General features: G+C 57.3%; 19 protein-coding genes and 1 pseudogene. 15 read left to right on the plus strand and 5 right to left on the minus strand.

Annotation, left to right across the window (positions count from 1 at the left end):
* Positions 1-156: 156 nt before the first annotated feature.
* From KQP88_RS16875 to KQP88_RS16885, 3 genes are all read left to right on the plus strand, one after another.
* The gene (locus tag KQP88_RS16875; RefSeq protein ID WP_200992502.1) at positions 157-1,455 is read left to right on the plus strand and encodes a serine/threonine protein kinase; all 1,299 of its coding nucleotides are present in this window, start codon (positions 157-159) and stop codon (positions 1,453-1,455) included.
* Positions 1,448-2,260: an MlaA family lipoprotein gene (locus KQP88_RS16880; protein WP_200992503.1), complete on the plus strand. Its 813-nt coding sequence runs from the start codon at positions 1,448-1,450 to the stop codon at positions 2,258-2,260. Before KQP88_RS16875 ends, KQP88_RS16880 begins: the two co-directional genes overlap by 8 nt.
* A gap of 138 nt (positions 2,261-2,398) precedes the next feature.
* Positions 2,399-3,193, plus strand: a complete 795-nt coding sequence (locus KQP88_RS16885) for an alpha/beta hydrolase (protein WP_216703679.1) — start codon at positions 2,399-2,401, stop codon at positions 3,191-3,193.
* A gap of 154 nt (positions 3,194-3,347) precedes the next feature.
* On the opposite strand, the gene KQP88_RS16890 is transcribed toward KQP88_RS16885, so the two are convergent.
* On the minus strand, positions 3,348-5,495 hold the full coding sequence (locus KQP88_RS16890; RefSeq protein ID WP_253950496.1) for an autotransporter family protein: 2,148 nt from the start codon (positions 5,493-5,495) through the stop codon (positions 3,348-3,350).
* A gap of 734 nt (positions 5,496-6,229) precedes the next feature.
* Positions 6,230-6,589, minus strand: coding sequence for a DUF805 domain-containing protein (locus KQP88_RS16895; protein WP_216703681.1), 360 nt, complete (start codon positions 6,587-6,589; stop codon positions 6,230-6,232).
* A gap of 291 nt (positions 6,590-6,880) precedes the next feature.
* Between KQP88_RS16895 and KQP88_RS16900 the strand changes: the two genes are divergently transcribed.
* The gene (locus tag KQP88_RS16900; protein WP_216703682.1) at positions 6,881-7,735 is read left to right on the plus strand and encodes a pirin family protein; all 855 of its coding nucleotides are present in this window, start codon (positions 6,881-6,883) and stop codon (positions 7,733-7,735) included.
* A 177-nt stretch (positions 7,736-7,912) separates the two neighbouring features.
* On the opposite strand, the gene KQP88_RS16905 is transcribed toward KQP88_RS16900, so the two are convergent.
* The gene (locus tag KQP88_RS16905) at positions 7,913-9,097 is read right to left on the minus strand and encodes a patatin-like phospholipase family protein (RefSeq protein WP_025261132.1); all 1,185 of its coding nucleotides are present in this window, start codon (positions 9,095-9,097) and stop codon (positions 7,913-7,915) included.
* A gap of 33 nt (positions 9,098-9,130) precedes the next feature.
* On the minus strand, positions 9,131-10,063 hold the full coding sequence (locus KQP88_RS16910) for a lipid A biosynthesis lauroyl acyltransferase (protein WP_216703683.1): 933 nt from the start codon (positions 10,061-10,063) through the stop codon (positions 9,131-9,133).
* A gap of 121 nt (positions 10,064-10,184) precedes the next feature.
* Here KQP88_RS16910 and minC point away from each other — a divergent pair, with 121 nt between their 5' ends.
* From minC to KQP88_RS16945, 7 genes are all read left to right on the plus strand, one after another.
* A complete protein-coding gene (minC, locus tag KQP88_RS16915) occupies positions 10,185-10,925 on the plus strand; it encodes a septum site-determining protein MinC (protein ID WP_200992509.1) in 741 nt (246 codons plus the stop codon).
* A 230-nt stretch (positions 10,926-11,155) separates the two neighbouring features.
* Positions 11,156-11,968, plus strand: a complete 813-nt coding sequence (gene minD, locus KQP88_RS16920; protein ID WP_117164165.1) for a septum site-determining protein MinD — start codon at positions 11,156-11,158, stop codon at positions 11,966-11,968.
* Entirely contained in the window at positions 11,969-12,229 is a 261-nt protein-coding gene (minE, locus tag KQP88_RS16925) for a cell division topological specificity factor MinE (protein ID WP_025261136.1), read from the plus strand.
* A 91-nt stretch (positions 12,230-12,320) separates the two neighbouring features.
* Positions 12,321-12,956, plus strand: coding sequence for an RluA family pseudouridine synthase (locus KQP88_RS16930; protein WP_216703684.1), 636 nt, complete (start codon positions 12,321-12,323; stop codon positions 12,954-12,956).
* A 110-nt stretch (positions 12,957-13,066) separates the two neighbouring features.
* Positions 13,067-14,356: a M18 family aminopeptidase gene (locus KQP88_RS16935; RefSeq protein WP_025261138.1), complete on the plus strand. Its 1,290-nt coding sequence runs from the start codon at positions 13,067-13,069 to the stop codon at positions 14,354-14,356.
* A gap of 266 nt (positions 14,357-14,622) precedes the next feature.
* The gene (locus KQP88_RS16940; RefSeq protein ID WP_200992510.1) at positions 14,623-14,955 is read left to right on the plus strand and encodes a hypothetical protein; all 333 of its coding nucleotides are present in this window, start codon (positions 14,623-14,625) and stop codon (positions 14,953-14,955) included.
* A gap of 141 nt (positions 14,956-15,096) precedes the next feature.
* A complete protein-coding gene (locus tag KQP88_RS16945; protein WP_216703685.1) occupies positions 15,097-15,438 on the plus strand; it encodes a hypothetical protein in 342 nt (113 codons plus the stop codon).
* 131 nt (positions 15,439-15,569) lie between these two features.
* On the opposite strand, the pseudogene KQP88_RS16950 reads toward KQP88_RS16945, so the two are convergent.
* A pseudogene (locus KQP88_RS16950) lies at positions 15,570-16,283 on the minus strand (UTRA domain-containing protein); the annotation flags it as partial.
* Positions 16,284-16,633: 350 nt separating this feature from the next.
* Between KQP88_RS16950 and KQP88_RS16955 the strand changes: the two are divergent.
* From KQP88_RS16955 to KQP88_RS16970, 4 genes are all read left to right on the plus strand, one after another.
* Entirely contained in the window at positions 16,634-17,701 is a 1,068-nt protein-coding gene (locus tag KQP88_RS16955) for an ABC transporter substrate-binding protein (RefSeq protein ID WP_200992513.1), read from the plus strand.
* 91 nt (positions 17,702-17,792) lie between these two features.
* A complete protein-coding gene (locus KQP88_RS16960; RefSeq protein ID WP_216703686.1) occupies positions 17,793-18,599 on the plus strand; it encodes an alkaline phosphatase family protein in 807 nt (268 codons plus the stop codon).
* On the plus strand, positions 18,596-19,438 hold the full coding sequence (locus KQP88_RS16965; protein ID WP_216703687.1) for an ABC transporter permease: 843 nt from the start codon (positions 18,596-18,598) through the stop codon (positions 19,436-19,438). The genes KQP88_RS16960 and KQP88_RS16965 overlap by 4 nt, the downstream gene beginning before the upstream one ends.
* Positions 19,425-20,222, plus strand: a complete 798-nt coding sequence (locus KQP88_RS16970) for an ABC transporter permease (protein WP_216703688.1) — start codon at positions 19,425-19,427, stop codon at positions 20,220-20,222. The genes KQP88_RS16965 and KQP88_RS16970 overlap by 14 nt, the downstream gene beginning before the upstream one ends.

Consider the following 20,222-nt stretch of genomic DNA (forward strand, 5'->3'; position numbering starts at 1 on the left):
CAACAAAAAAGCACGGATACACATTCCTGGCTCCGCAGAACGTGTATTGTTTCGCTGGATTTACAAAGGTTCGTTTGTTGATAGGGCACTTTGGCACTACACCGGTGGTCATAGGCTGCATACCTCACCAGCACTTCTTTCCCAAGGGATTTAGTCATGCTCCGTTTTCTGCGCTTCGCTACCGTTTTAGGTGGCTTATGTTTGAGTGCGTCCGCTCTGGCGACCAACATTGATCCCGCCACCTATGGTTATCCGCTGACTAACCCGTTCGAAGCGACCATTGCGACCACTCCACCGGACATGCGCCCTGAACTGCCTGACGATGAAGATATCGATCAGGACGTCTACACGCTCAATCTGCACCCGGAACGCGAATTCATCCTGCCGGACAATTTCTGGGCCGTAAAAAAGCTGAGCTATCGCCTGGCCAAGCAAGACCATGCAGCACCGCTGATTTTCCTGATTGCCGGAACCGGCGCGCCTTATAACAGCACTCTCAATGAGTTCCTGAAGAAGCTGTATTACGGCGCGGGTTATCACGTCGTGCAGTTGTCATCGCCCACCAGCTACGACTTCATGAGTTCCGCCTCGCGTTTTGCCACGCCGGGGATCTCCACGGAAGATGCCGAAGACCTGTACCGGGTGATGCAAGCCATCCGTGCCCAGCAGGCAGACTTGCCGGTGACCGAGTATTACCTGACCGGTTACAGCCTCGGCGCACTCAATGCGGCCTTCGTCAGCAAGCTGGACGAAACCCGTCGCAGCTTCAACTTCAAGAAAGTCCTGCTGCTCAACCCGCCGGTCAACCTCTATACGTCCATCAGCAACCTGGACAAGCTGGTACAGACCAACGTCAAGGGTATCAACGACACCACCACCTTCTATGAACTGGTCCTGGCCAAGCTGACCCGCTACTTCCGCCAGAGAGGCTACATCGACCTCAACGATGCGTTGCTCTATGACTTCCAGCAGTCCAAGCAGCACCTGACCAATGAACAGATGGCGATGCTGATCGGCACCTCATTCCGTTTTTCGTCGGCCGACATTGCGTTCACTTCCGACCTGATCAACCGTCGCGGCCTGATCACCCCACCGAAGTTTCCGATTACCGAAGGCACCAGCCTGACGCCGTTCCTCAAGCGCGCCATGCAATGCGACTTCGACTGCTACCTGACAGAGCAAGTCATCCCCATGTGGCGTGCCCGCACCGATGGTGGCAGCCTGTTGCAACTCGTGGATCAGGTCAGCCTGTATGCACTCAAGGATTACCTGCACACCAGCACCAAGATCTCGGTCATGCATAACGCAGACGACGTGATTCTGGGCTCGGGTGACCTGGGCTTCCTGCGCAAGACTTTCGGTGATCGCCTGACCGTTTACCCATACGGTGGCCATTGCGGCAACATCAATTACCGCGTCAACAGTGACGCCATGCTGGAGTTCTTCCGTGGCTAAACGTCTTTTGCTCCTTGCCGCCGTCTTGTGCGCAGGTACTGTCCACGCCGCTGACGCGGACACCAGCAACAAAGCCCAGCATCCGGCCACCGTGGTGCGCAACCTTGATGCCGATGGTTTTACCCAGCCGCTGAAATCGCTGCAGTTCAACCCCGGCCTGGACCAGCGCGAATTCGAGCGCGCCTCCATCAACGCCCTGGAAGTCTACGACCCGCTGGAGTCCTGGAACCGTCGGGTCTACCACTTCAACTACCGCTTCGATGAGTGGGTGTTCCTGCCGACGGTCAACGGCTACCGCTACATCACACCGGGCTTCGTGCGCAGCGGCGTCAGCAACTTCTTCAGCAACCTGGGCGATGTGTCCAACCTGGTGAACAGCCTGCTGCAGTTCAAGGGCCAGCGCTCGATGCAGACCACCGGGCGCCTGCTGCTCAACACCACCATCGGCATCGCCGGTCTGTGGGACCCGGCTACCCTGATGGGCCTGCCACGCCAGACCGAAGACTTCGGCCAAACCCTGGGCTTCTATGGCGTACCGTCAGGCCCGTACCTGGTGCTGCCGCTGTTCGGTCCTTCGAACCTGCGTGACACCGGTGGCCTGGTGTTCGACTACGCCGCCGAAACGCAGATCAACTTCCTGAACGTGGCCGAAGTCAGCAGCGACCACCCGGAAATCACCCTGCTGCGCGCCATTGATCGCCGCTACGTCACAAGCTTCCGCTACGGCCAACTGAACTCGCCGTTCGAGTACGAGAAGGTGCGTTACGTCTATACCGAGTCGCGCAAGTTGCAGATTGCCGAGTAAATCTGGCACATGATAAAAACGGCCAACCGGGGCGATCCGGTTGGCCGTTTTCATTTGTGTACCGGCTCGACTTCGCTTCGGTTCAGGCGCAGGATCGCTTCCTTTCATCAACGTTGAAGTGTCATGCAGCAGTCAATCATGGTAATGGTTCTGATAGCCGGCCTGACCCTGTCAGGCTGCGCCAGCCAGCAGGAAAAGCTCTATTCGTGGGCTCAAGCAAAAGGCGCAGAAGCCAGGGTGATTGAAACCCGCACCTTTGCGCTGCAAACCGTTACGCCCCGCTCCCTGCCCAAAGGCGGCCGGTTGAGTATTTTCATTGAAGGAGATGGCCGAGCCTGGGCCACGAGCAGCCAGCCAAGCCTAGATCCTTCGCCACGGCAACCGGGTATGGCGCGCCTGGCTCTGGACCCGAACCACGCAGGTGCGTACGTTGCCAGACCTTGCCAGTTTGTGATGTCCAAAGCTTGTGGCAGTGAGGTGTGGACAGATGCCAGGTTCAGCGATGGCGTCATTGAAGCGCTCAACGATGTGATCGACCGATTGAAGAGTCGCTACAACGCTTCTTCAATCGAGCTGATCGGCTATTCGGGAGGCGCAGCGGTCGCATTATTGATAGCAGAAGGACGAGATGATATTTCGCAGATCCAGACCATCGCCGGGAATGTCGATCCTCATGGCTGGGTCGCGCTGCATGGGATTTCTCCCTTGAAAGGCTCGCTGGACCCGCTGGAAAAAAGCCTGCGACTCAAACCGATAGCGCAACGGCACTTCGTTGGAACAACCGATACCGTTGTGCCGCCCACACTGCTGACAGGCTTTGTCAACAGGACCCAACCCGATTGCAGCGAGATCGTGAGCCTGCCGGGCTCCCATGCAACGCTCATGGAAGCCGTTGATGGGCAAATGCTTTCCCGCCCGATTCAGTGTCAGTAAGGCTAGTGCCGATCAGTCAGGGTCATAACTCACTTTGTGGGAGGCAGCTTGCTGGCGACTTTTACAGACGCAGAATATCTGCCGGTTTTAAGGCCTTCTTCGCCAGCAAGCTGCCTCCCACCAGTTTTGTTGTGCCTTTACTCAAACGCGACTATCAGAATGCGTAACGCGCCTTGAACATCAGGGTTTCAGCGTCGTAACCCGAACGACCCTGATAGGTGTAGCTTGTCCCCAGCGTCAGTGCGCTGATGGCATAACTCACCCCCACAGAACCTTCATAGCTGTCACGGGCCGATTTTGCACCCGTGACCACGAAGCTCGAACCGCCCTGAGCAAATGCCGACGTCTGGCTGATTCGGTCACCGATCAGGTCGTGATACGTCATCAGAGTCAGTTCAGGCGTCAGCGTACCGCCCAGCAAAGGAGCCTCACTGGCAACCCGCAAACCGGCACCCACCTCCCCGGTTTCAAAGCGCTGGTCACTGTTGCGCAACGCCGCAGTCGAACCGTGTTCGGTGTAAGCATCGACCTGAACATTCGAATACCGGGCGCCAACACGTGGCTCCAGCAATATGTGATCGCTGAGTCGCAAGCCATAGCCAGCCAGGGTGCTGATGCTCAGGACATCACTGTCGAAGTTGCCTTTGGCCAGGGTGCCAGCCACATAGCGGCGGCTGTCGTTATCATTGCGTCCATAGGAAACGCTGCCCTGAGCAAACCAGTTGTCCTTGTCCCAGCTTCCATAAAGTGACAGCGCATTACCCTGCACATCGGTCTTGTAGCCAATGTCGGAGGTTGCGTTGGCATTTACATAGGAATAGGCAAAACCCAGGGTCGCCCCCGAGGAGAACTGGCCATCCACGCCTACTGCAACGCCACTGGCATTGGCCGAGTAGCCTTCCACACCACCACGGCTGTCCTGATCCATGTTGCTGTTCAATGCCTGCATCCACACGCCGGTATCGGACAGTTCATCACCTGAAGAAAGGCCGCTGCGCAATCCAGTCATCCGGGTATCGAGTGCCGATCTGCTGGCACCCTGCCCGGCCAGGGCTGCATCCACTCCGCCACGGCTGACGTCGGGTGACAACTGTTTGCCAAGCTCAGCCAGTTGAGCGCTGTTGGCGTTGGCGAACGACTGAAATACCCGGTCATTGCTGTCGAGCTGGCCCATCACATTGTTCTTGAAGCGGTTGATCAGACCTTGTGTACGCTGGTCGCCCCCAGCATTGTCCAGCTCCTGACTCACCTGCTGGTCGGATTTGGGCCTGACCACGGCAGACACAGAGTCGGCATCGACGCTGTAGCTGGCAACATCGAGCAGGGCCGAGGCGCTGTTCACGGTCAAACCGTTGTTCTGCACACTGCCTGCGGACAGCAAGGCGTAAGTCTTGCCCTCGGTAACAGGGGTGAAATCACCAGGGTTGGCGCTCAGGGTGATACGCGAACCGGCTGCAAAAGTCGCAGCCCCGGCAACGGTCAGATAGGGCGTGGTATTCACGACGCTGTCGGATAACCGCATGTCCAGCGCGCCCAGATTCGCAAGCTGCAGATTCCCGGTGATGGAACTGCCTGGACGGTCCAGATTCAGGGAGCCGCCCTGGACGACAACATTACTGTCGATGATCGCACCCTTGAATGTCGCCATGCCCTGAACATTCACGGCGGCCATATCAAGAAGATCGCCACGAATCTCGCCACCGGACCAGTTCAACGTGGCCAGATTACGGCCACGGATGGCAGCGCCCGAATCACTGGCGATAAAGCCCGCCTTCTGATTGATTTCAAAGCCGATGGGCAATGCATCCCGGGTAACCACAATCGTATCGCCCTGGGAGGTAATGGTTCCGGTGTTCACGATGCCCCTTGAACCGGAAGGATTGGTGGTAGTGAAGTCAATGCCTTGAACCATGATGGCATGCGAATCACTGCTACCCGTTGCGCTGACAAGGCCACTGTTATTCAAGACATCAAGTGTCCCCTCCCACAAATTGATGCTTTCGGCCCCCAGCCCCTGGGCAACGATTGAACCGCTGTTATCGAAGTGCAGAGGAGATGTAGGAGACTCTATATCCAGCCCTACCGAGTTGTTCCCCACAACAAGGATGGAGCCCGAATTAATGAGCTTACCGCCAAGACTGAAGATTGCGGTAGCGGTGTGAAAATCGATGATCAGACCACCAGCATCCTCGCCGCGGACTTCAATTGATCCCGAGTTGATCAGATCACCACCGATTTGCGTGCCATGTAGATAAATACCTTCTGCACTACCGAAAGAAACCAGTCCGGGTTCGTCTGACATCAAGATATGTCCAGCATTGATCACAGAGCCCGTGACAATGAGATTGCCGACTTGCATCCCCTCCGCCCTGTTGGCTTTCAGAATAGTAATCGATCCGTTGTTCCGCAGATCCCCGTTGATAGTCCCCCCAAGGCCGCCCCCCGTGAAGAGTAAATCAGGAGCGTTAGCGATCCCCAGTCCGTTGACCACGTGCCCATTGGCATCCACAGTAATGTCCGCTGCGTTAACGAAAGAACCGTTCAAGACAGAACGCTGGAACTGAAAAATGTTTTCGCTCCCGGACGATTGCAACGAAACCTGGCCAATCAAGTTGAAATCACCTGTCAACGTTTGATTGATCAGTGCTGTGCGCCCCTGACTGACGTCATAATCCTGGGAATGGGCCTGACAAGCGCAGGCACCAATGAGCAGTGCCAGTAGAGTTTTCTGAAAAGTCCGATTCAAAGCCTGTGGTCCATCGATTTACTTCAGCAGCAGCCCTGCCCGGCGTGCATTCCACCGTGAATGCGTGTCGCACTCCGATTGCCTCGCAAGTCAGAGTCGTCCGGGGCGTTGTCGGCTGTTTGATACGAAGCTTTAAAAGAGCGGACACAAAGGCATCAATTAAACCGATTAAAAGGCCCGTAAACTCAAACCTATTAATCAATTGCAGATTGCCGAGTAACAAATGCAGCAATCAAAAACGCCCGGCCCAGGTTACCTGGGTCGGGCGTTTTTCATAGCACCGTCAAACTTCAGCGAGGTGCCGGGCCGTAGCCGTTCACACCGTTGGTGCCCGGCACAAACAGCAAGGCTAGCTGGAACAGCGGGCCCAGGATTGGAATAAGGCCAATCAGCACACACCAGCCGCTGAGATTGATGTCATGCAGCCTTCTGACATTCAAAGAGAGATTGGTCATGAACATGGCCACTAACAGGACAGCGGTCGCGGGCCCGAGGCCTATTCCCGGATCAAACCAGTCGTTACTGAAATCAATCCACAATGCCACCGCGGCTAGCCCGATACAAAGCAGGAAAAAGACGAAGAATTCCATCCTTGACGCCCGGCCACTGAAATCGAATGTTTTTGCAAACGTGTCATACAGATGATTCATCCCTACTTCTCTTCTTGATGGCTGTATTGGCATCCCTGGTCAATGACTGACCACGCCCCTTGGCGGCGACCAATCTAACGATTTAAAAAAATAGGGATGCAGTCACCCTCCGAAACATCCGTAGGAAAAATCGACACACCAAAACTCTTCACTCTTCAGACGCCATCGAAAGCCCACGGATTGTTCAAACCATCAAAAAATCAGATTTATTTGCGCCAGAAATCAAACCCATCAATCGAAGCATTCACACTAAGATGGCATCATTCTCACTTGATCAGGAGTGCCCTTTTCATGGCTCAATTTCGTAAAGTGCTGTCGATACAAGCTGGCCAACCGACTTCAGACGGCGCCGGTGTGCGCCTGACGCGGGTATTTGGCGGCCAGGGTGTCGAGCAGTTCGATCCGTTCCTGATGCTCGACGAGTTCGGTTCGGACAAGCCGGACGACTACATTGCCGGCTTCCCTCCGCATCCCCATCGCGGCTTTGAAACCGTGACCTATATGCTCGAAGGCCGCATGCGTCATGAGGATCACATGGGCAATGTCGGCCTGTTGCAGAGCGGTGGCGTGCAGTGGATGACAGCGGCACGCGGGATCATTCACAGCGAGATGCCCGAGCAGGAAGAAGGTGTGATGCGCGGTTTTCAGTTGTGGCTGAATCTGCCGGGCAAGAACAAGTTGATGGACGCCAGTTACCGGGACATCCAGCCGCAAGATATTCCGCGCCTCACTACCGAAGCCGGTGTGGAGGTGGTGGTGATTGCTGGCCGGTTTGACGATGGCCAGGTTCAACAGGATGGCGCCGTCCAACGGCCGGATACCGAGCCGCAGTATTTCGACTTTCATCTGCCAGCAGGCCGCAGCATCAGCCCGCTCATCCCGGCAGGGCATCGGGCGTTGCTATATGTGTACGAGGGCGCCATCGAGGTTGAAGGCTGCCCGCAAACCGTTGGCGCAAGCCGTCTGGTGCGGTTGGCCGATGAGGGCGAGTTGCAGATCAACAGTGCGAAGGGTGCGCGGGTGCTGCTGATTGCCGGCAAACCCTTGCGCGAGCCTGTGGTGCAATACGGGCCATTCGTGATGAATACCCGGGAAGAGATCGAACAGGCACTGCGGGATTTCCGGGATGATCGGTTGACGGCGTGACAGGGAGAAGCTTCGCGAATGAATTCGCTTAGATGGTAATACCGATCAGTTAAGGTCAATGAATCATTTTGTGGGAGGCAGCTTGCTGGCGACTTCAGGCGCAGAAGATGTATTGCCTGTAAGCAAGTTGTCGCGGCCAAGGCCCCTCCCACAAGTGACTGGTATGCCTTAAAACGCTTACTCCAACCTCAAAAACCGCTTCAACTCCTCCCGCTGGGCCATGGCATCGCGACGACCCAGGTCGATCAGTTCGCTGCAATAGCCCGCCTCGAACAGCAGGTAGCTCAAGACGCTGGCGCCGCTGGTTTTGGTCGCCCCCGGCCCGCGCAGGAAAGTGCGCAGTGCCGGGGGCAGTTCATGGCGGTGGCGGGCAGCGATTTCGTCCAGAGGCTGGCTCGGGGAAATCACCAGCACGTCGACCGGCGCCATGCCGGGTTGGCGTCTGGCCTGCTCGTCAGCCAGCAATGAACTCATCAGGTTCAGTCGTTCAAGCAGTTCGATATCGCTTTCCAGGTTATCGATGAAGGTGCTGTTGAGCATGTGACCACTGATTTGCGCCAGACTCGGTTGAATGCCGCTGGTAGCCCGATGGATCTGTTTATTGGGCTGCACACCTCGCGGATTGCCGCTGACACCCACCACCAGTACGCGATTGGCCCCCAGATGCAGTGCCGGACTGATGGGCGCCGACTGCCGCACCGCACCATCGCCGAAATATTCATGCCCGATCTTGACGGGCTCGAACAGCAGCGGGATCGCCGAACTGGCCAGCAGGTGGTCCACGGTCAATGCTGTCGGCAGACCGATACGTCGATGGCGCAACCAGGGTTCGATGGTGCCGCCGCCCTGATAGAAGGTCACCGCCTGCCCGGACTCGTAGCCGAAGGCTGTTACCGCCACGGCCCGCAGATGATTGCTGTCGATGGCAGCATCGATGCCCGACAGGTCAAGCCGCTCGCCGAGCAGGTCGCGCAAGGGCGAACTGTTGAGCAACGCAACAGGGAGATCACGGCCCAGCCCGGTCAGGCTGCGCCCGAAAAAACGCCCCGCCTGACGAATCACGCCGGGCCAGTCGCTGCGCAGCACCTGATGGCTGCGAAACGACTGCCAGAACTCGGTCAACTGGCGGATGGCGATACGAAAATGCAACGCGCCACTGGCCAGTTTCACGGCATTGATAGCGCCGGCCGAGGTGCCGACAATCACCGGAAACGGGTTGGCGGCGCCTGCTGGCAGGAGGTCGGCAATCCCCGCAAGTACACCGACCTGATAAGCAGCGCGAGCGCCACCTCCTGACAGGATCAAACCGGTAACCGACTCTTTCTCGTTCACTGCATTTGTCACTACTGCGCGCTCTGGCATCTACAACGAACCTCAGTGAACAACCATTTCTTTTTATTTATGTTTTTTGTATAGCTTCGGTTCACCCTCCGGTCGACTTTTAAAACGTCGATGCGCCCAGAGATATTGCTCCGGACATTCCGTGATGGCAATTTCAACCCACTGATTGATGCGCAAACAATCCTCTTCATCGCTCTGGCCGGGGAAATCCGTCAGTGGCGGATGAATCACCAGCTTGTAACCGCTGCCGTCCGCCAGGCGTTGCTGGGTGAAAGGCACGACCTGGGCACGTCCCAGCTTGGCGAATTTACTGGTGGCCGTCACGGTGGCGGCCTGAATGCCGAACAGCGGCACGAACACGCTCTGCTTGGCGCCGTAATCCTGATCCGGTGCATACCAGATGGCACGGCCGGAACGCAGCAGCTTGAGCATGCCGCGCACGTCTTCGCGCTCGACAGCCAGTGAATCGAGGTTGTGCCGCTCGCGACCGCGACGCTGGACAAAGTCGAACAACGGGTTCTTGTGCTCGCGATACATGCCATCGATGGTGTGCTGCTGGCCCAGCAAGGCTGCACCGACCTCAAGGGTGGTGAAATGCAGGGCCATGAGAATCACGCCCTCGCCCTTCTGCTGGGCATGCTGCAAATGTTCCAGCCCTTCGATGTGAGCAAGCTTTGCCAAACGCCCCCTGGACCACCACCAGCTCATGGCCATTTCGAAGAAGGCAATGCCCGTGGAGGCAAAGTTTTCCTTGAGCAACTGCTTGCGCTGAGCCGCGGACAAATGCGGGAAACACAGCTCAAGGTTGCGCGAAGCGATATATTTTCGATCAGTGGCCACGCAGTACATCGCCGCGCCCAGCAGACGCCCGATCACCAGCAGCACTCGAAACGGTAACTGGACAATCAGCCACAAGAGCCCCAACCCCAGCAACAGCGGCCAGAAACGGGGGTGAAGAAAACTGGCTTTAAAACGCGGGCGATCCATTTAAGCTTCCGTCAGGACAAAGGCTGCGCATTCTACATTGGTTCGACCCGGCTTGCGGCTCGCGGGCGTTCTCGTTATAAGTCTCGGCACTTTTAGCGACAAGCTGTTGTGTATCCCGACCATGAGCCAGATCGAATCGCAAAACCCGGACCCCGTGTTTCAGCTCAAAGGCAGCATGCTGGCCATTACCGTCATGGAGCTGTCCCGCAATAACCTCGACGCACTGGACCGTCAATTGGCGGCCAAGGTCGCTCAGGCACCGAACTTCTTCAGCAATACCCCGCTGATCCTGGCACTGGACAAGCTCGCACCCAATGAAGGCACGGTGGATCTGCCCGGCCTGGTGCGCGTCTGCCGCCAACATGGCCTGCGCACACTGGCGATACGGGCCAACCGCATCGAAGACATTGCCGCTGCCATTGCCGTGGATCTTCCCGTGCTGCCGCCTTCCGGCGCCCGGGAGCGTGTGCTGGAGCCTGTGGAAGCAGAAGCGCCAAAAAAGATTCCCGAAAAACCGCCAGAGCCCACTATCAAGCCGACTCGCGTGATAACCGCTCCCGTACGCGGCGGACAGCAGATTTATGCCCAGGGCGGCGATCTGGTGGTCGTGGCGCCAGTGAGCCCCGGTGCGGAACTTCTGGCCGATGGCAACATCCATGTTTACGGCCCAATGCGCGGCAGGGCACTGGCAGGCATCAAGGGCGACACCAGGGCAAGGATCTTTTGCCAACAATTGGGCGCCGAGCTGATTTCGATCGCCGGGCAATACAAGGTTTCCGAAGACTTGCGCAGGGATCCTCTCTGGGGTGCTCCCGTACAAGTCAGCCTGTCCGGTGACGTGTTGAACATCATTCGTCTTTAACGGATACTGCCGCAATTTTCAAAGCATCTCTGATTCGTCGCGAAAACGTAGTAAAGGTTGTAGGAAATCCGGAGAAACACCTGTTTCTCGATGGTTACACTCATCAAAGTAGTGGCACGGAGCCACTTTTTAAGGCGAGCTTCCGTGATTTCCGTCATTCTTCGATTAACGTCGCTTCAAGGGATGCTCTTCAGGGACTAACTGTCCTTTTCCTCTAGGGGTGATACACCTTGGCCAAGATTCTCGTGGTTACATCCGGCAAGGGTGGTGTGGGCAAGACCACCACCAGCGCCGCCATCGGCACAGGCCTCGCTCTGCGTGGTCATAAAACAGTGATCGTCGACTTCGACGTCGGCTTGCGTAACCTGGACCTGATCATGGGTTGCGAGCGCCGCGTGGTGTACGACTTCGTCAACGTCGTCAACGGCGAAGCGACACTCACTCAGGCCCTGATCAAAGACAAGCGCCTGGAAAACCTCTACGTGCTTGCAGCGAGCCAGACCCGCGACAAGGATGCACTGACCGTCGAAGGCGTCGAGAAGATCCTCGATGAGTTGAAGGAAAACTTCGAGTTCGTGATCTGCGACTCCCCTGCGGGTATCGAAAAAGGCGCACATCTGGCCATGTACTTCGCTGATGAAGCGATCGTCGTGACCAACCCGGAAGTCTCTTCGGTACGTGACTCGGACCGCATGCTGGGCCTGCTGGCCAGCAAGTCGCGCCGCGCAGAGCGCAACGAAGACCCGATCAAAGAACACCTGCTGCTGACCCGCTACAATCCTGAGCGCGTTACCAAAGGTGAAATGCTCGGCGTCGAAGACGTCGAAGAAATCCTCTCGATCCGTCTGCTGGGTGTGATCCCGGAATCCCAGGCGGTCCTGAAGGCTTCCAACCAGGGTATCCCGGTCATTCTCGACGACCAGAGCGACGCCGGTCAGGCGTACAGCGATGCGGTCGATCGTTTGCTGGGCAAGGACGTTGCTCATCGTTTCGTCGATGTGCAGAAGAAAGGATGGTTCGAGCGTCTTTTTGGAGGCCGCTAAATGAATATTTTTGACTTCTTTCGTGACCGCAAAAAAGAAAGCACGGCCTCGGTAGCGAAAGAGCGTCTACAGATCATCGTGGCGCACGAACGCGGCCAGCGGAGCACACCGACACCTGACTATCTTCCTGCCCTGCAGAAAGAACTGGTGGAAGTGATCCGCAAATACGTCAACATCGAGTCAGACCAGGTACAGGTCGCTCTGGAGAATCAGGGCAGCTGTTCGATCCTGGAACTCAACATCACCCTGCCAGATCGCTGATCCGGCAGTTGTCCACGGCGGTATGGGCGGCACCTCCCTCGGAGTGCCGCGCATACCGCCGTTGGCGTTTACAGCGTTTCGAGGCCGTTGCATGCCGTTGTCGAACATCCGCATCATCCACCAGGACGCCGCCGTTCTGGTCATCGATAAACCCACATTACTGCTTTCAGTCCCCGGTCGGGCCGACGACAACAAGGACTGCCTGATTACCCGCCTGCAGGAAAACGGCTACCCCGAAGCCCGCATCGTGCACCGACTGGACTGGGAAACCTCCGGCATCATCCTGCTTGCCCGGGATGCCGATACCCACCGCGAGCTGTCTCGCCAGTTCCATGACCGCGAAACCGAGAAGGCTTACACCGCCCTGTGCTGGGGTCAGCCAACCCTGGACAGTGGCAGCATCGACCTGCCCCTGCGCTACGACCCGCCGACCAAGCCCCGGCATGTGGTGGATCATGAAGCCGGGAAGCACGCACTGACCTTCTGGAAGATCGTGGAGCGCTACGACACTCACTGTCGCGTGGAGCTCACGCCGATCACCGGTCGCTCCCATCAGTTGCGGGTGCATATGCTGTCCATCGGGCACCCACTACTGGGTGATGGTCTGTATGCCCATCCCGAGGCGCTGGCGGCTTACCCGCGTCTGTGTCTGCACGCCAGCATGTTGAGCTTCACCCATCCGTTCAGTGGCGAGCGGTTGAAATTCGAGTGTGCGGCGCCGTTTTGAACGATTCGCGAATAAATTCGCTCCCACCGGGGTAGGAGCGAATTCATTCGCGAAAAAGCACGACTGAGGCCAATACGGTAAACTCGCGCCATTGCTGTCTGGAGCTACCTATGCGCGAAGAGCTGAACAAAGGCCTGATCGACTTTCTCAAGGCCTCCCCTACCCCGTTCCATGCCACTGCAACCCTTGTAAATCACCTCGAAGCGGCCGGTTTCCAGCGTCTGGACGAGCGCGAAACCTGGGCGATCGAAACCGGCGGGCGTTATTACGTCACCCGCAATGACTCCTCCATCGTCGCGTTCAGAATGGGTCGCCAATCGCCACTGACTGGCGGTATCCGCATGGTCGGCGCCCATACCGACAGCCCGTGCCTGCGGGTCAAGCCGCAGCCGGAGCTGCAGCGTCAGGGCTTCTGGCAACTGGGCGTGGAAGTCTACGGCGGCGCGCTGCTGGCCCCCTGGTTCGACCGTGACCTGTCGCTGGCCGGGCGTGTGACCTTCCGCCGTGATGGCAAGGTCGAAAGCCAGTTGATCGATTTCAAGCTGCCTATTGCGATCATTCCCAACCTGGCCATCCATCTCAATCGCACCGCCAACGAAGGCTGGGCGATCAATGCCCAGAACGAACTGCCGCCGATCCTGGCCCAGGTGGCCGGTGACGAACGTGCCGACTTCCGCGCCCTGCTCACCGAGCAACTGGCCCGTGAGCATGACCTGAACGCCGATGTGGTGCTCGATTACGAGTTGAGCTTCTACGACACCCAGAGCGCAGCCGTGGTCGGCCTCAATGGCGACTTCATTGCAGGCGCCCGCCTGGACAACCTGCTGTCATGCTTCGCAGGCTTGCAGGCGCTGCTCAACAGCGACACCGATGAAACCGCTCTGCTGGTCTGTACCGATCATGAAGAAGTCGGCTCCTCGTCGACCTGCGGCGCAGACGGCCCGATGCTGGAGCAGATCATCCAGCGCCTGCTGCCCAACGGCGAAGACTATGTGCGTACCATCCAGAAATCGCTGCTGATCTCTGCGGACAACGCCCACGGCGTCCACCCCAACTACGCCGAAAAGCACGACGCCAACCACGGCCCGAAACTCAATGCCGGGCCGGTCATCAAGGTCAACAGCAACCAGCGCTACGCCACCAACAGCGAAACCGCCGGTTTCTTCCGCCATCTGTGCATGGCCGAAGAAGTCCCCGTGCAGAGTTTCGTGGTGCGCAGCGACATGGCCTGCGGCTCAACCATCGGCCCGATCACAGCCAGCCACCTGGGCATTCGCACGGTGGATATCGGCTTGCCGACCTTTGCCATGCATTCGATCCGCGAACTGGCGGGCAGCCATGACCTGTCGCATCTGGTGAAGGTGCTTAGTGCGTTCTACGCCAGTCACGAGTTACCGTAATTCCCCTTTTGCGACTAAACGAATCGCCATTCCAACCGCTCCTGCCTGTCAGGCAGGAGCGGATGACGCATGCGCTGAAAAAACAGTTGACAGCCACTAACCGTTTCCTGTTCATTAATATTCAACATCAATAAACAACCTGCACATAAGTTGTCATCCCTTGTTTAGCAGGTGGACCGCACGGTATTGAGGATTCAGTTATAACGCAGAGTGAATCCTTATACCTGACAGGGAAATATACGAATAAAAAAATAAGGAAATTCATCATGAACGGACAAGTAAACCAAAGTCATCCTGCCCCTCATTTACCTCAACTGAACGCAAACGGAGAACTGAACGCGGCGGATATTCATCACAGCGTCCAGGTACTTATTCCTCTTTACCATAATATAAAAGCAGGCGATAAGGTCAGCGTATGCTGGGAGGGAACACCCACAGAGCCGGAAGTCAGTTTTCCGCGAATTCACACCATTGATCAAGCCGACACGATGCTGGCTGTCACGATACCCGGTTATTCAGGCTGGCAGAAACTGAAAGTCTGGTATCACGTCCAGGGCGTGGGCCTCTCCGAAGCACGGGAAGTGAAGGTGGCTCAATAACGGCTTCGCCTTGCAGTAAAGGGACAGTCACCCACAGAGTTGACATATGAATCGCATGACAGTGAAGCCTCTGACATAAGGCTTATTCAGCATTCATATCAACAAGGAAAACATACCTGTATATGAATAAGGAAATGAATCATGACTGAGCAAACACCCCAAAACCTGCCCGCTCCCGACCTGCCTCAATTGAATGAGAACGGCGAATTGAGCCTGGCAGACCTGAGCAGCGGCATCGAAGTTCTTATTCCTCTTTATCCAGGAATAAAAGTACACGACATTATATCAACCCCTTGGGAAGTTATTCCCACTCTGCCGGAGGGAACATTCCCTGAGCGGCATGAAGTTACGCAGGTCGATGAAAGAATAACCCTCAAGATTCCCAAGAAAGCCGTTCATGCCGGATGGCCAACACTGAGAGTCTGGTACCACGTCAGTGGCGTTGGCGACTCCGAGTCAGTGGAAGTTCCTCTGGTTCCATGACAACCGATGCACAACTACAGACGTTACATAGTCTGTTCTGGTTTCAATAGTGATTCGCCTCCCGGCTTGACCTGGCCCAGAGGCGAAACACTATTCTCTACATCGCCGACAACCGGCAGGCTCGACAGAAAATCCCCCGCCACCGCACTGACGTGAATCGCATCGTGCCGCCAGTATTCGAGGTCGCAATCGATCAGGCGGCCGCGCTGATCATAGTTGACCCTGGCAATGCACAGGCCGGGGCTGCCCACTGAAACCTTGAGCGCCGCGCAGGCATCGGCATGCAGCGCAGTGGGCACGATTTCGAAATGCACCTGGCCGTAAGTCAGATCGTAGCGACTGGCGTACAGCTCGGTGAGTGACTGGCTGAAATCGCAATCGAGAATGCCGGGAAAGTATTCAGGGTTCAGGTAATGCTCCACATACAGCACCAGGCGCTGGTCGATACGCCTCGCCCGGCAGATCTGGATCACACTGGAAAGGGCCGGCAACTGGAGCTTTTCACAGATCTTCGCCGAAGCCGGCTGCAGCCGGGCAGAAATGACCTGGGTTTCGGCCACCCGCCCCTGGGCCTGAACCATTGCATGAAAATGGCTGCGGCGGATCAGGTCATAGGCCAGACGCGGTGGCGAGACAAACCAGCCGCGACGCTCCTCACGGTAGATCAACCCCTGGGCTTCCAGTTGCACCAGGGCTTCACGCAGGGTGATACGGGTCGTATCAAATACTTCACTGAGCTTGCGCTCGGCAGGCAGTTTGCTACCAGACGGTAACAAACCGTGCTCGATCTGCTCCTGCAGGGCATTGCAGATGGTGGTTACCGCTCGTGGTACATCTTCGCGCATCAGGATACCTGGCTGGACTAGACCAGCTCCATTAAAGGGCACGCTTCGAGACTTGAGCCCTCATTGAAAGTGCTTTCAAGCCTAGGTCGCATATATGACCGTCATGTGACAAATCGCTTCACAATCCATGCCAATGGTCGCTTCAATACCGGGAAAGCCCTTGGAGAACAGGCTATTCAGGATGGTCTACGCTTAGCCTTCAGCGCAGCTCACAGGCTCTGACCATAGAACAGAAAACACCACTCGACACAAAAATGTCATGCAAGAAGCCTAACTTGGCTCAGGTATTGCTGATCTAGACCAACCATCCGCAACGAACGCTTCCTGAAGAAGTGCAAAAGGAGATTTGAATGAAACACCTATTGTTGGCATCACTCCTCGGTTCCGCCATCGCCCTGAGTACCTCGGTTATGGCAGCGGACACAGACCTCAAGACGCTGGAAGCCGCAGCCAGAACCGAAGGCGCGGTCAATAGCGTCGGCATGCCGGATGACTGGGCAAACTGGAAAGCCACCTGGGCCGACCTGGAAAGCAAGTACGGCCTCAAGCACATGGACACTGACATGAGCTCGGCTCAGGAAGTGGCCAAGTTCGATGCGGAAAAAGACAACGCCAGCGCCGACATCGGCGACGTGGGTGCAGCCTTCGGCCCGATTGCCGTTGCCAAGGGCGTCACCCAGCCCTATAAACCAAGCACCTGGGAACAGGTTCCGGACTGGGCCAAGGACAAGGACGGTCACTGGGCACTGGCTTACACCGGCACCATCGCCTTCATCGTCAACAAGAAGCTGCTGCACGGTTCTGAAGTACCGACCAAATGGTCCGACCTCAAGAGCGGCAAATACATGGTCACCATAGGTGACGTGAGCACCGCCGCCCAGGCCGCCAACGGTGTACTGGCGGCTTCCATCGCCATGAAAGGCGACGAGAGCAACATCGCTCCAGGCCTGCAACTGTTCACCGAGCTGGCCAAGCAGAAACGCCTGGCACTCAACAACCCGAACATTCAGAGCATGGAAAAAGGTGAAGTCGAAGTCGGCATCGTCTGGGACTTCAACGGCCTGAGCTACAAGGCCAAGATGACCAACCCGGACGATTACGTGGTACTGATCCCGTCCGATGGCTCGGTGATTTCCGGCTACACCACCATCATCAACAAATACGCCAAGCACCCGAATGCGGCCAAACTGGCGCGTGAATACATCTTCAGCGACGCGGGCCAGATCAACCTGGCCAAAGGCAACGCACGTCCGATTCGTGCCGAGCACCTGACCCTGCCCGCAGAAGTCCAGGCCAAACTGCTGCCAAACGAGCAGTACAAGGGCGTGACACCAATCAAGAACGCAGCGGCGTGGGAAGCGACTTCCAAGAAGCTGCCACAGATGTGGAACGAGCAAGTCATCGTCGAAATGAACTGATCCGACACACGCTTGAGGGCGAGTCAGCCTGGCTGCTCGCCCGTTTCCCCCGTTACACCCTTGTATCGACTGCAGTTGGAGCGATCGGCTCATGAAACACAATGTCATCCTCATCGTGCTCGACGGCCTCAACTACGAAGTGGCCAAGCATGCGATGGGCCATCTCCAGGCTTACAGCAGCGCGGGCCGGGCCATGCTCTACAAGCTCGAATCCGAGTTGCCAGCACTGTCGCGCCCCTTGTACGAGTGCATCCTGACCGGGGTCACGCCCATCGAAAGCGGCATTGTGCATAACCAGGTTTCACGCCTGTCCAACCAGCGCAGCATGTTCCACTATGCCACCGATGCCGGGCTCACCACGGCTGCGGCGGCTTATCACTGGGTCAGCGAGCTGTATAACCGAACGCCGTTCGACGCCGCCCGGGACCGTCATACCGACGACCTGGCGTTGCCGATTCAGCACGGGCACTTTTACTACGCCGACCATTACCCCGATTCGCACCTGTTTGCCGACGCCGAAAGCCTGCGGGTCAAGCACTCACCGAATCTGTTGTTGATCCACCCCATGAATATCGACGACGCCGGGCACAAGCACGGCCTCGACAGCCCGCAATACCGTAACAGCGCACGCAGCGCCGATATCCTGATTGCCGATTACCTGCAACGCTGGCTCGATGCTGGCTACCAGATCCTGATCACCGCCGATCACGGCATGAACAACGACCGGTCACATAACGGGCTGCTTCCCGAAGAGCGTGAAGTGCCGCTGTTCGTGCTGGGCGATGCATTCAGTCTTGACGCACAGGCAACCCCCAGACAAACCGAGCTGTGCGGCACTGTCTGCGAACTGCTCGGCGTGCCCCACGACAAACCGGTCTGCCGGGAGATCCTCAATTGACTACCAACAATCGTGGCAAATGGCTGGGGCTGCTATGCCTGCTGCCGTTTGCACTGTTCTTCATCGTGTTTCAAATTGCGCCGCTGGCCTGGGTCATGATCAACAGCCTGCACTCCGAAGCCGGCTGGGGGTTTGACAACTTCGCCAAGGCGTTCAGCTCCCGCTTCTACCGTCAGGCCATTCAGTTCAGCCTGGAGATCAGTTTCTGGTCCAGCCTGTTCGGCATCGTGATCGCGGTACTGGGCAGTTATTCGCTGCGCAACGTGGATTCGCGGCTACGGGACTTCGTCAATTCCTTTGCCAACATGACCAGCAACTTCTCCGGCGTTCCCCTGGCCTTTGCCTTCATCATCCTGCTGGGCTTCAACGGCGCTGTAACGCTGATGCTCAAGAAGGCCGGGATCATCGAAGACTTCAATCTGTACTCCAAGACCGGCCTGATCATTCTCTACACCTACTTCCAGATCCCGCTGGGCGTGCTGCTGCTCTACCCGGCCTTCGATGCCCTGCGCGAAGACTGGCGTGAATCCTCGGCGCTGCTCGGTGCCAGCAGTTTTCAGTACTGGCGCCATATCGGCCTGCCGGTCCTGACACCTGCCCTGCTGGGTACTTTCGTGATTCTGCTGGCCAATGCCCTGGGTGCCTACGCCACCGTCTATGCCTTGACCACCGGCAACTTCAACGTGCTGCCGATCCGCATCGCAGCCATGGTGTCCGGTGATATCAGCCTCGACCCGAACATGGCCAGTGCCCTGGCGATGATTCTGGTCGGCCTGATGACACTGGTCACTGTCGTTCATCAATGGTTGCTGAAGAGGAGCTACCATGTCTCGCGCTGAAAGAGGTCCCGCCGGGATCTACCACCGCTTCGTGGTCTATGCCCTGTTCTTCATTCTGCTGTTGCCGCTGGCCGGTACGCTGCTGTACTCGCTGTCCACCAGTTGGTCGGCGAGCATTCTGCCCAGCGGCCTGACCTTCAAATGGTATATCGCGCTGTGGAGCGATCCGCGCTTTCTCACCGCATTCGGCCAGTCGCTGCTGGTCTGCGTGGGGGCACTGATTCTGTCGGTGGTCCTGATCCTGCCGCTGCTGTTCGTGGTGCATTACCACTTCCCGCGCCTGGATGCGCTGATGAACATCCTGATCCTTCTGCCCTTCGCCGTGCCACCCGTGGCTTCGTCCGTGGGCCTGTTGCAACTCTATGGCTCCGGGCCCTTCGCCATGGTCGGCACGCCCTGGATTCTGATCGGCTGCTACTTCACCGTCGCATTGCCGTTCATGTACCGGGCCATCAGCAACAACCTGCAGGCGATCAACCTCACCGACCTGATGGACGCCGCCCAGTTGCTGGGGGCCAACACCTGGCAGGCCGCTTTCATGGTGGTGCTGCCCAACCTGCGCAAGGGCTTGCTGGTGGCATTGCTGCTGTCGTTCTCCTTCCTGTTCGGCGAGTTCGTCTTCGCCAACCTGCTGGTGGGCACCCGCTATGAAACCCTGCAGGTGTACCTCAACAACATGCGCAACAGCAGCGGGCACTTCAACAGTGCGCTGGTGATTTCCTATTTCCTCTTCGTGCTGGTGCTGACCTGGGCCGCCAACCGACTGAACAAGGACAAAGACTGA

The sequence above is a fragment of the Pseudomonas lijiangensis genome (genome assembly GCF_018968705.1).
GTDB classification, from domain to species: domain Bacteria; phylum Pseudomonadota; class Gammaproteobacteria; order Pseudomonadales; family Pseudomonadaceae; genus Aquipseudomonas; species Aquipseudomonas lijiangensis.